We start from the raw sequence: 10,990 nt of genomic DNA on the forward strand, positions 1-10,990 counted from the left end.
GGGCGGGTTCGAGCGGGCAGGGTTCGAGAGGGCCGGGTTCGAGAGGGCCGGGTTCGAGAGGGCCGGGTTCGAGCGGCCCCGGTTCGAGCGGACGGGTTCGAGCGGGGTGGGCGGCGCGGGCTGGTGCTCGGCTCAGGAATCGCGCGGACAGCGGTGTGCGAGCCCGCGCTCGCCGGCGGTTCGTCCCTCCACAGGCGGGGTACCGGCTCCGTTGTCCCGATCCTGGTCACGGGCCCGGCCCGATGTCGGTGGTCGCTGATTCAATACATGTATGAGAAGTTCGGGTGACGCGATGCAGGCGGTCGAGGCGGTGCAGGCGGGCGAGACGACGCAGACGCTCGACGCGGTGCGCGCGCTCGCCGGTCTCGCGGCGGGGCTCGCCCGCTCCTCGGCACCGGTGCTGCTCGCGGGAGCCGTCGCCCTGCACACGGCCTACGGGGCGGCGTTGCTCGTGCCGGAGTCGTTCGCGCGGGGGAGCCGTCTCTCCCGGAGCGAGGCGGGAGACCTCGTGGAGCGCTCGATCCGAGCCGAGTTCGCGACGGCGCTCGGGATGTCGGAGCGCGCGGCGTCTCGACGTCTCGAGCATGCTCGGCTCCTCATCGAGGACCTCCCGGCGACCCGTGCCCTCCTGGCCGAGGCCCGGATCCTCTGGGAGGCCGGCGAGGTCGTCTGCGCCGCCGCCGCGACCCTCCCCGCTCCGTCGCGCGCGCCCTTCGACGAGCGGGCGGCCGCCGCGGCGCTCACGCAGACGCCCACCCAGCTCCGCCGGACCGTGGCGCGGTTGCGCGACGAGCTGCACGAGCAGCCGTTCACCGAGCGCCACGCCCGCGCCCGAGAGGATCGCAGCGTGTGGCTCGGAGCAGAGGCCGACGGCATGGCCACGCTCTGCGCCCTGCTGCCGGCCCCGGTCGCGGTCGGCGCCTACAACCGTCTCGACCGGATCGCCCGCTCGCTCCGCGACGGGGCGGACGCGGCGAGGATCGGGCTCGGTGCAGGTGCAGGTGCAGGTGCAGGTGCAGGTGCAGGTGCAGGTGCAAGTGCGAGTGCGAGTGCGAGTGCGAGTGCGACTGCGACTGCGACTGCACAGAGCGGTGCTGGTGCCCGTGGCGATGCTCCGGTGGCAGTCGGCGCGCGGACGGACGCTGGTGCTGGTGCTGGTGCTGGTGCTGGTGCTGGTGCTGGTGCCGGTGCCGGGCTCGGCGCGGAGACGGGTGGCGGCGCCGGTGGAGACGCTGACATCTCCCTCGGCGACGGCCGGACGCTCGCGCAGCTGCGGGCCGACGCGCTCGTCGATCTGCTCATCGACGGCGACATCTCCGCAGACGGATCCTCGGGAGAAGGAGCGAGCGCCGTCCGCGCCTCGGGCTCCGGAATCCACGCCTCGGGCTCCGGAGTCCGCGCCGACGTGCGCCTCACCCTGGCCGCCAGCACCGCCGTCGGCCTCGACGACGCGCCGGCCGAACTCGACGGCTACGGTCTCGTCCCCGCCGACGTCGCCCGGGAGCTCGTCCGCACGGCGGCCACCTTCACGCGGGTGCTGACCGATCCGGACACGGGAGTGGTGACGTCGGTCGGCAGGACCCTCCGCGTCCCGCCCCCTCGGATGCGCCTCCAGCTGCAGCTGCGCGACCGGACCTGCCGGTTCCCCGGCTGCACCCGCTCGTCCTCGACGGCCGAGGCCGACCACACCCTCGAGTGGCGGAACGGAGGCGAGACCGCCCTCGGCAACCTGGCCTCGCTCTGCGTCGCGCACCACCACGTCCGCCACGGCGACCGCTGGACCTACGCCCTCCATCCGGACGGCACCGTCGTCTGGACGACCCCCACCGGCCGTCGGATCACCGACCGACCGCGGGCGCTGCCCGGGGCTCCGCTGCCGCCCACGCGACGACCGACGCCGCAGTCGGCGCAAGAACCGGAGCCGGAGCCGCTGTCACCACGATCCTCGTCATCGCAGCTGAGGTCATCGCGACCGTCGTCACCTCGACCGTCGCCCTCGCTGCTGTCGCCGACGCGGCCGCGGTTCGTGGACGCGTCTCCGCCGTTCTGATCCGCAGCCCGACCTGCCGGGCGATCCGACACTCCGTCGGCCGCGAGGCGGTGCATCGCCGCGCCTGGACACGCCCAGGCGCCCTCGCGCTCTCGCACCTCCGGCGCCGCGAGGTCCGTCGGCACGTTGGCGCTTCGTCGAGCCTCGAGCTCCGAGCCCCGTGTCCCGGAGCTCCGAGCCTCGAGCCCCGGTCCGCTCCCGCCCCGCTCCGGCTGGCGGACGCCCCCGCCGCGCAGGAGAGCCGTCGAACTCGGGAGATCACGACCGGACGACCTCCACGTGGTTCTCGTTCTCCGCCGCCCGCCGCCCGCAGCGTCCGTCGGCACTCTCCTGCCCCGTCCTCTCCGGCCCTGCTCTGTCCTCTCCTTCCACGTCCTCTCCTGCCCCGTCCGGTCAGGAGCGTCCCGCCGCGGCGACCGCTCCACGCCGCCCTTGCCTCCGCCCGTGCCTCCGCCCGTGCCTCCGCCCGTGCCGCCGCCCGACCTCACCGGATGCCGCTGCGCGCGAACCCCTGCACGAAGTAGCGCTGGAAGCACAGGAACAGCAGCACCATCGGCAGCACCGACACCAGCGCCAGCGCCATGCTCGCGCTGTAGTCAGGCGTCGACTGGCCCTTGAGGTAGAGCAGGCCGATCGGCAGCGTGAACAGCTCGTTGTCCTTCAGTGCGATCAGCGGCCAGGCGAAGTCGTTCCAGCTGCCGAGCAGAGTCAGCAGGATCAGGACGGCGATCAGCGGCTTCGAGAGCGGCAGCACGATCTGCAGGAACACCCGCAGGTGGCCGGCGCCGTCGATCCGCGCCGCCTCGATCAGCTCCTCCGGGATGGAGAGGAAGAACTGCCGGGCGAGGAAGATCCCGAAGGCCGCCGCCGCTCCGGGCAGGATCACCGACCAGTAGGTGCCGTAGATATGCAGTCCGGTCACGAGCTTGAACTGCGCGACCATGATCGCCTGCACCGGGATCATCATCGTGGCCAGTGCGAGCAGGAACAGCAGGTTCCGCCCCGGGAAGCGCAGCCGCGCGAAGCCCCAGCCGGCCAGAAGGTTCACCACGACGGTGAACACCGTGACGAACGCCCCGATCACGACCGAGTTGACGAACCACTCGCCCACGGGGAAGCGCGCGAACACCGTCGCGAAGTTCTCGAACGAGATCTCGCTCGGCCAGAAGCGGGGCGGGCCGGGCGCGAACACCTCGCCGCGCGGCGAGAAGGCGATGACGAGCATCCAGTACAGCGGGAAGAACACGACCGCCGAGGCGACGATCGCGACGACGAGGCGGACGACGAGTCCGGAGCGGGAGCCGTCGCGGCGAGAGGGACGCCGGCGCGGGGTCTCGCGGGCGGTGGCCGCGGCGACCGCGGCGGGCGTGGTGACGGTGGAGGACGACATGAGGGCTCCTAGTCGACGAGGTCGCGCGTGCGGCTCGTGCGCCACTGCAGGTAGGTGAAGGCGAGGGAGACCAGCAGGATGACGACGCCGAGCGCGGCGCCGTAGCCCTGCTCGCGGACCTGGAAGCCGTTGCGGTACGCGTAGGTGCCGAGCACCGACGTGGAGAAGCCGGGGCCGCCGCCCGTCATCACGAAGACGATGTCGAAGACCTGGAACGAGGCGATCACGTTCATGATCAGCAGGAAGAAGGTGGACGGGCCGACCAGCGGCACTGTCAGTGCGCGGAACTGCTGCCAGCGCGTCGCTCCGTCGATCCGCGCGGCCTCGTAGAGCTCGGGCGAGACGCTCTGCAGGCCCGCCAGGTAGATCACCATGTTGAAGCCGATCCGCAGCCACACCGCGGTCAGCATCACCGAGATCATCGCCGCGGAGCCGTCCGACTGCCACGCGACCGGCGAGGCGCCCAGCGAGCTCAGCACCTTGTTCACGATGCCCGAGGACTCGCTGAAGATCGTGACCGCGATCATCCCGGAGGCGACGCCCGAGATCACCAGGGGCAGCACGATCACCGTGCGGAAGATCCCGCGCGCGGGCAGGACGGAGTTGAGCAGCACGGCCAGGCCGAGGCCGCCGGCGAGCTCGAGCGGCACGGTGACCGCGGTGAAGAGGAGCGTGTTGCCCAGGCTCTGCCAGAACACCGGATCGGCGCCCATCCGCAGGTAGTTCGCGAAGCCGACCCACTCGGGCGTGCCGAAGCCGCGCGACTCCTGGAACGAGAGCTGGATCGCCCAGAGGATCGGCACGAACAGGAACAGCGCCATCAGGAGCAGGTTCGGGCCGACGAAGCCGAAGCCGGCGAGGGCCTCGCGCCTGCGGGCCGACCGCGGCCGGGCGGAGGAGCCCGCCCGGCCGCGGAGGGTGGTGGCGGTCATCAGCTGGTCGCCTGCTGGATGGCCGCACCGAGGCCGGAGAGGGTCTCCTCGGTGCTGCGTCCGCCGACGAACGCCTCCTCGAGCTGGTCCTGCATCGCGACGGAGATCTTCGCGAGGAACGGCGAGGTGAGCTGCTGCACGTCCCGCGGGGTGATCGTCGCGGCCTGCTCGACGAACACGGGCATCACGTCCGGGCGCACCGCGAAGTCGATCGACGCGGGGTCGATGTCGGACCGGGTGGGCAGCTCGTTCGTCGCCGCGCAGAACTCGGCCATGGTGTCGGCCTGCGTCATGAACGAGAGGAACTCGGTCGCGAGCTCCGGGTTGTCGGTGTCGGCCGTGGCGACGAGGGCGTTGCCGCCGAGGTCGGTCGCGCCGCGCTCGTCGACGGGCATCGGCGTGGCGGTCCACTCGAAGTCGGCGAGGTCGTCGATGTCCGGCACGAGGAAGGACCCGGCGAACGCCATCGCCGCGGTCTGCTCCGTGAAGAAGGAGTCGGCGTAGGTGGCGGACTTCACCGAGCTGGTCGGCGGGACCCAGTCGTTGTCGAAGAAGCTCTTCGTGAAGTCCAGGGCCTTCGCACCGGCGGCGGAGTCGATCGCCGGAGTGGTGCCGTCCTCCTCCAGCAGCGTGCCGTCGGCCTCGAACAGCCAGCTCAGCCAGCGGGGCGTGCCGCCGAGCTGCCAGTTGTAGACGAACGGGTACTGCTCGGCGGGCAGGCTCGCGCGCAGCTTCGCGGAGGCGTCGGCGAACTCCTCCCAGGTCCACGCCTCGTCGGCGGTGGTCGGCACGTCGGTGATGCCGGCCGCCGCGAGCAGCTGCGTGTTCACCAGCAGCGCCGACACGTCGGTCTGGTGCGGGACGCCGTAGGGCTTCCCCTCGAACGAGACGGCCTCCTGGAACGCGGGCGTGAAGGAGTCGAAGTCGTCGATCCGGTCGGTCAGGTCGAGCAGCTGCTCCTGGCTGGAGTAGACGCCGAGGTTGCCGTAGTCGACGCGGAACACGTCGGGGGCCTCGCCCGACGACAGCTGCGCGTCGATGTTGCTGAACATCTGGTCGTAGGGGACGACGTTGAGCTCGACGCTCGCCCCCTCGTGCTCGGCCTCGAAGTCGGTGATCAGCGACTCGAAGGCCGCCTGCTCGGACTCGCTGGCCCAGGTGGTGAAGGTGATCGAGTCGGCGTCGGCCGAACCGCCGCCTCCTCCTCCGAAGCCGCTGCAGCCGGTGAGGGCGGCGGTCGACGCCAGGACGGCGGCGAGGGGGATGAATCGTCTGCGCATGGGTGGTCTCCTGCTGTGAAGGGTCGGACGGGGGCGGGGTCGGAGGGCCGCGTCAGGCGGGGCGGCGGAGGGCGGTCTCGACGAGCGAGACGAGGCCGTGCGGGCCGAGCTGGCCGGCGAGCAGGTCGAGCGGAGTGGGGACGGGCAGCGCCGAGGCGGCGCGGCCGAGGCGGGAGGCGGGCACGGGGGCGGCCTCGCGCTCCTCCGGCTCCGGGTCGGCGAGGGCCAGCGCGACAGTGGCGGCCACGTCCTCGACCGCGCGGACGCAGCCGAAGCGGACGATCCGCTCGTCGTCGATCAGGGCCTCGCCGTAGCCCGCGCGGAACGCCGAGCGCTGCACGTCGCTGATCGGCCGCGAGTAGATGACGCCCAGCTCGATCAGGAGCAGGTCGGCCTCCCGCGGGGCGACGGTGGCCTCGTCGAAGTCGATCAGCCAGGGGCGGCCGCTCTCGTCGATGACGACGTTGCCGGGATGTGGGTCGCCGTGGAGGGGCACGCGGGAAGTGGGCGTGCGGGCGCGCTTCAGCCGCCGCTCGGCGCCGGCGAGGGCGTCGAGGCGGGAGCGGTTACCGCGCCAGAGCGCGGTGAGGAGGGGGCGGGACTCCGGCTGCGCGTCGATCCTCTCGTCGGTCTCGGCGAGGAGGTCGGCGAGCGGACGGCGGACGCGGCGGATGCCCCGCCGCACGGGAGGCGCGAGGGTCGGCGGCTCGGCGTCGTGCACGGAGTGCAGGACCGCGCCGAACCCCTCCCAGTCGAGGGCGTCCTCGCCGGAGTCGACCGCGTCCTCGCCGAGGATCCACGGCGCGACCGAGACCCGCAGCCCCCGGTCCTCCGCCCAGGGGCGCCCGTCGGAGGCGCGGTGCGGCGCCGCGACGCCCGGCACCCCCGCCTCTCCCAGCGACGCCGAGAGCGCGAGTCCGAAGCGCCCGTCGCGGGCCGACGCCTTGACGCTCCACAGCGCCCCGGAGCCGTCGGCCGCGCACCAGACGCGCGCTCCGTGGTCGAGTCCGCCGACGACGGGCTCCAGGTCGACGAGGCCGACGCCGAACTCGCGGCGCACCAGAGCGCGCGCCCAGGCGCCCGCCTCCTCGATCGTGTCCATCCCGCTCATGCTGACGTGCGGGCGCCCCGCGAGCAGGTGCTTGCGCGATCGGTGATCGTAGGCATGGGTGCGGGCTGAGCCGCGTCTCAGGCTCGCGCTCCGGGCCGCCCGACGAGGAACCACGCCATCGACCCCAGGAAGGGCGCCACCACGACGGCGATCGTCCACAGGCCCTTCCTCAGGGGATCGAGGCCGGAGCGGAGGACCTGCGCGACCGCGAGGATCGCGACTCCGAGATACGCGGCCCCGCACAGGGCGGCGACCACGCTGGTGCCGAGCAGTGACATGTCCATCGCCCGACGCTACGCGCGGCGCGGCGCTGCCGGATCCGCCGCGGGGCGGAGACTCCCGGCGATGCGCAGCGGGCCTCGCTCAGCGGCCGAGGACACCGGTGATCGTCCTCGCGCCGTCGGCGGGGAAGAGGGCGAGCCGCTGCTCCGTCCCCTGCTGCCGGACCGTGAGAACGGGAGCCGTGAGCGCGTGACCGTGGTGGTAGCCCGTCACCGACTCGGGGGCGTCCCCGGCGGTGAGGGGCAGGAACGCGATCGGCGAGAGGTCCGCGTCGGCACGGAACAGCGAGAGCGCCCTCGCGGTGACGACGGCCAGCAGCACGGGGTCCGGCTTCGCCGCGCGCAGCGCCGGGAGGTCGACCGCGGCTCCGGCGACCGCGAGCGTCCGCAGCGAGGCCAGTGTCTCCGGAGTGTTCAGCACCGCGGTGACGCCGCCGTCCGGATGCTCGGCCCGCAGCCTCTCGAGGATCGGTCGGGACCACCGCTCCTCGACGCGCCGTCGGATCCCGAAGCCGAGCCCCGCGACGATCACCGCGGCCACCGCGAGCACCACGCCCCACCCTCCGTAGAGCTGGAACGCCCGGGCGCCCGACCACGCCGCCGCGACGACCACCGTCGCCCCGAAGAACGCCTCGCTCCCGAGCGACCGCAGCCGGGTCGACTGCACTTCCTGCGTCACGAGCGCTCCTCCGGGTCGGGCGGACCTCCGGGCGGGATCACGTCAGCGCATGATCGCACCGGCGCCTGCGGGTCGGGCGGGGATCCGTCCCCTCGCGCGCGAGGCCGGCTCAGCGCCCGCGCCGCGCCCGCGGATCGGTGAGGAGCCGGACCGGGGGGAGGTCGGCCAGGTCGGGGGACACGAAGCCGAGCACGTCGGAGTGGTGGTCGGCGGAGGCGCGGCGGAGGAAGGACCAGCACTTGAGCGAGGACGGGCGCCGGTCGAGGGGGAGGGGAGCGGCCTCCACGATGACCACGGTGGCGGAGCGGTGCAGGATCCGCACGGGCACGCGGCTCTCGCGGCCGTCGACGGTCCAGCTGGAGACGCCGCGGATGCGGCCGTCCTCGCGGTCGACCCCGACGGTGAGGACGCTCCGGAAGTCGTCGGACGCGGCGCCCATTCCGATCTGGAAGTCGCCGTCGGCGCCGTCGAGCACGAAGGCGACGTCGAGTCCGCGGCGGTGCCGGACGGTGAAGGTGGCGAGCAGGGGACCGCTCCCGAACCTCGGGGCCTCGTCGCGGGCCTGCCGGACACGCTGCTCCGCGTCGTCCCTGTCCATGGAGCCACTCCTGCCGTCCCGGCGGAGCGGGGCCCGCGCGCCCGTCGAGCCTAGGGGGAGCGGGGCGGCGTCAGCCCGCGCGAGGCAGCGTCACCCGGAACCGCGCTCCCACCGGTCCCTCCTGCGCCACCAGGTCGCCGCCGAGCGCCCGGGCCAGCCCGCGCGCGATCGGCAGGCCGAGGCCCGAGCCGCCGTCGGCGCGGTTGCGGGCGTCGTCGAGGCGGACGAGGCGGTCGAAGACGCGCTCACGGTCGGCCTCGGCGATGCCGGGGCCGTCGTCGTCGACGGTGATCGTGACGGAGTCGGCGGCCGCCTCGACGGCGACGTCGATCCGGGAGCGGGCGAAGCGGGCGCCGTTCTCGAGGAGGTTGCCGAGCACCTGGGCCAGCCGGTCGGCGTCGGCGCTGACCCGGAGCGGCTCGGCGGGCCGGTGCAGCTCGATCGCGAGGCCCGGGCGGCGCAGCTCCTGGCGCTCGATCGCGGCCTCGGCGACGCCCGCGGGGTCCAACGGACGCGACTCCACAGCCAGGCCCTCGTCCAGCCGCGCCATCAGCAGCATGTCCTGGATGAGGCGGCCCGCGCGCAGCGACTCCCGCACGACGTGCACCGAGAGGCGCTCGCGCTCCTGCTCGCCGCCGTCGCCGCGGACGAGCGCGTCGGCGGCGGCCTGGATGCCGGCGACCGGCGTCCGCAGCTCGTGCGCGGCGTCCGAGACGAACGCGCGCATCCGCTGCTCCGCCGCGAGGGCCGTCGCCTCGGCGGCGAGGGCACTGCGCTCGGCCTGCTCGAGGTCGTCGAGCATCTCGTCGAACGCGGTCGCGGTGCGGCCGAGCTCGGTCCGCGGACGGGAGGGGCGCAGCCGCCGCCCGCGGTCGCCGTGCGCGATGTCGCGGGCCACGTCGGTCATCCGCTCGAGGGGCCGGAGGGTCGCGCGGACCACGACGATCAGCGCGAGGGCGGCCAGCAGGAGGAACACGGCCGACGCGGCGAGCAGGATCCCGTTCAGCTGCGCGAGGGTGCTGCCCACCGATCCGGCCTCGCTGGTGAGCTCGAGGCGGGTGCCGTCGCTGAGGGTCGACTCGAGGGTGATCAGCTCGTCGTCGGCGGCGACACTGCTCGAGACGACGGTGACGGCGGCGGAGGCGGCTCGGGGCGGGACGGCTCCGGAGGAGGAGCTCGTGCCGGGCGGCGACGGCGGCTCTCCGAGCTGGTCGGCGGCTCCAGGGCCCAGGCGCAGCTGCTCCGGGCTCGGCCCGGCCACGACGTCCTCGCCCTCGGGGCTCGTGATCCGCACCGAGACGCCCTGCGCCGAGAGGCGGGAGGCGAGGGCGTCGTCGGCGATCGTGCCGACCAGCGCGGCGGCGGCGGAGGCGCGGTCCTGCAGCCGCTCCTCGATCTGGTCGCGGAGGCGCTCGCCGAGCACCGCCTGCACCGTCGCCGAGAGGGCCAGGAGCAGCACGGCCAGCAGAGCGAGCACGGCCAGGACGGTGCGGAGGCGGAGGGAGCCGGTCCGCAGCGCGCCCGGCTGGGCGCGGCTCACGCCTCCACCCGGTAGCCGAGGCCGCGGACGGTGTGCACGAGCCGGTCGCCGTGCGCCTCCATCTTCTTTCGGAGGGAGCTGAGGTGCACCTCGACGAGGTTCGGGTCGACGTGGTCGTAGCCCCAGACCTGCGTGAGGATCTGGGTCTTGGTGAGGGTGCGGCCGCGGTTCCCGGCGAGGAAGGCGAGGAGGCGGAACTCGGTCGCGGTGAGGTCGAGGGCGACGCCGCCGCGGCGGGCGCGGCCCGACTCCGGGTCGACGACGAGGTCTCCGATCTCGACGACGGACGGGATGCGGCCGCGGCGGCGCAGCACGGCGGTCACGCGCTTGACGAGCTCGGCGAGCACGAACGGCTTCACCACGTAGTCGTCGACGCCCTCGTCGAAGCCGCGGAGGCGGTCGTCGACGGCGTCGCGGGCGGTGAGCATGATCACGGCCGCGTCACTGCTGCGGCGGATCCGCTCGGCGAGCACGATGCCGCTCGGGCCGGGGAGCATCCAGTCGAGGATCACCAGGTCCGGAGCGAAGGTGCTCAGCTCCTGGGCGAGGTCCTCGCCGGAGACGAGACCGCGGACCGTGAAGCGCTCGCTGCGCAGCGCGGTCTCGACGGAGGAGCGGATGGCGTCGTCGTCCTCGATGAGGAGCACACGGGCGGAGGAGGGCATGTGCTCGAACCTAGGGGCCGCGGATCGGGGCGCACCCGGCGTCTGCTGTGGAGGGTCTGTTCTTAAGTCCGGCTTCAGATTCGCCTTCGAATCTGAGATGGAACCGGCCGCAACCGATCCCGAACGGGGTCGGCACCGGGCCGGAACGAGGAGACACCCATGACCGAGTCGACCACCCCCGCCGAGAAGGGCTCGAGCTTCGGGCCGCGCCGTCCGAAGAAGCGCGCCCTGACCATCGGCATCGCCGTCGGCGCCCTCGGACTCGTCGCGCTCGGCTCGACCGCCGCGTTCGCGGCGACGCCGTCGAGCACGCCGACCTCCAGCGCCACACCGCTGCACTCCACCTCGACCGACGCGCCGTCGACCGGTGCGCCGTCCACCGGTGCGCCGTCGACCGATGCGCCCGCCGAGGGCACCGCTCCCACCCCGCCCCGTCCTGGCCGTGCTCGCTCTGCTGGCCGTGC

11 protein-coding genes are annotated in these 10,990 nt (G+C 73.7%); 2 read left to right on the top strand and 9 right to left on the bottom strand.

Going from position 1 to position 10,990, the window contains the following annotated elements:
- The first annotated feature begins 271 nt into the window (after positions 1-271).
- Complete coding sequence (locus tag C5C36_RS16850) at positions 272-2,050, top strand: HNH endonuclease signature motif containing protein (protein WP_104310091.1); 1,779 nt, start codon at positions 272-274, stop codon at positions 2,048-2,050.
- 484 nt (positions 2,051-2,534) lie between these two features.
- Here C5C36_RS16850 and C5C36_RS16855 read toward each other — a convergent pair whose 3' ends face one another.
- From C5C36_RS16855 to C5C36_RS16895, 9 genes are all read right to left on the bottom strand, one after another.
- Positions 2,535-3,440, bottom strand: a complete 906-nt coding sequence (locus C5C36_RS16855) for a carbohydrate ABC transporter permease (protein ID WP_104263599.1) — start codon at positions 3,438-3,440, stop codon at positions 2,535-2,537.
- Positions 3,441-3,448: 8 nt separating this feature from the next.
- Positions 3,449-4,372 carry a carbohydrate ABC transporter permease gene (locus tag C5C36_RS16860; RefSeq protein ID WP_104239656.1) on the bottom strand — a complete coding sequence of 308 codons (924 nt, stop codon included), beginning with the start codon at positions 4,370-4,372 and terminating at the stop codon, positions 3,449-3,451.
- A complete protein-coding gene (locus C5C36_RS16865) occupies positions 4,372-5,652 on the bottom strand; it encodes a sugar ABC transporter substrate-binding protein (RefSeq protein ID WP_258069092.1) in 1,281 nt (426 codons plus the stop codon). Before C5C36_RS16865 ends, C5C36_RS16860 begins: the two co-directional genes overlap by 1 nt.
- A gap of 52 nt (positions 5,653-5,704) precedes the next feature.
- Positions 5,705-6,754: an aminoglycoside phosphotransferase family protein gene (locus C5C36_RS16870; RefSeq protein WP_104263600.1), complete on the bottom strand. Its 1,050-nt coding sequence runs from the start codon at positions 6,752-6,754 to the stop codon at positions 5,705-5,707.
- A gap of 86 nt (positions 6,755-6,840) precedes the next feature.
- Positions 6,841-7,047 (bottom strand): PLD nuclease N-terminal domain-containing protein, encoded by a 207-nt coding sequence (locus tag C5C36_RS16875; RefSeq protein WP_104225196.1) that lies wholly within the window; start codon positions 7,045-7,047, stop codon positions 6,841-6,843.
- A 79-nt stretch (positions 7,048-7,126) separates the two neighbouring features.
- Positions 7,127-7,723: a hypothetical protein gene (locus tag C5C36_RS16880; RefSeq protein ID WP_104263601.1), complete on the bottom strand. Its 597-nt coding sequence runs from the start codon at positions 7,721-7,723 to the stop codon at positions 7,127-7,129.
- A 109-nt stretch (positions 7,724-7,832) separates the two neighbouring features.
- Positions 7,833-8,321 (bottom strand): hypothetical protein, encoded by a 489-nt coding sequence (locus C5C36_RS16885; protein WP_104227448.1) that lies wholly within the window; start codon positions 8,319-8,321, stop codon positions 7,833-7,835.
- A gap of 70 nt (positions 8,322-8,391) precedes the next feature.
- Positions 8,392-9,861: a HAMP domain-containing sensor histidine kinase gene (locus C5C36_RS16890; protein ID WP_104263602.1), complete on the bottom strand. Its 1,470-nt coding sequence runs from the start codon at positions 9,859-9,861 to the stop codon at positions 8,392-8,394.
- On the bottom strand, positions 9,858-10,526 hold the full coding sequence (locus C5C36_RS16895) for a response regulator transcription factor (RefSeq protein WP_104263603.1): 669 nt from the start codon (positions 10,524-10,526) through the stop codon (positions 9,858-9,860). The genes C5C36_RS16890 and C5C36_RS16895 overlap by 4 nt, the downstream gene beginning before the upstream one ends.
- A 159-nt stretch (positions 10,527-10,685) precedes the next feature.
- Between C5C36_RS16895 and C5C36_RS16900 the strand changes: the two genes are divergently transcribed.
- Positions 10,686-10,990: hypothetical protein (locus C5C36_RS16900; protein WP_374954356.1), on the top strand; the 305-nt coding region annotated here is incomplete at its 3' end.

The sequence above is a fragment of the Rathayibacter sp. AY1G1 genome (assembly GCF_002932095.1).
Classification (GTDB): Bacteria; Actinomycetota; Actinomycetes; order Actinomycetales; family Microbacteriaceae; genus Rathayibacter.

What these genes read in the sequence shown, in the direction of transcription:
- C5C36_RS16875 (WP_104225196.1), bottom strand. Translation starts at nt 7,047, where the DNA reads ATGGACATGTCACTGCTCGGCACCAGCGTGGTCGCCGCCCTGTGCGGG.
- C5C36_RS16865 (WP_258069092.1), bottom strand. Translation starts at nt 5,652, where the DNA reads ATGCGCAGACGATTCATCCCCCTCGCCGCCGTCCTGGCGTCGACCGCC.
- C5C36_RS16855 (WP_104263599.1), bottom strand. Translation starts at nt 3,440, where the DNA reads ATGTCGTCCTCCACCGTCACCACGCCCGCCGCGGTCGCCGCGGCCACC.
- C5C36_RS16895 (WP_104263603.1), bottom strand. Translation starts at nt 10,526, where the DNA reads ATGCCCTCCTCCGCCCGTGTGCTCCTCATCGAGGACGACGACGCCATC.
- C5C36_RS16860 (WP_104239656.1), bottom strand. Translation starts at nt 4,372, where the DNA reads ATGACCGCCACCACCCTCCGCGGCCGGGCGGGCTCCTCCGCCCGGCCG.
- C5C36_RS16885 (WP_104227448.1), bottom strand. Translation starts at nt 8,321, where the DNA reads ATGGACAGGGACGACGCGGAGCAGCGTGTCCGGCAGGCCCGCGACGAG.
- C5C36_RS16850 (WP_104310091.1), top strand. Translation starts at nt 272, where the DNA reads ATGAGAAGTTCGGGTGACGCGATGCAGGCGGTCGAGGCGGTGCAGGCG.
- C5C36_RS16870 (WP_104263600.1), bottom strand. Translation starts at nt 6,754, where the DNA reads ATGGACACGATCGAGGAGGCGGGCGCCTGGGCGCGCGCTCTGGTGCGC.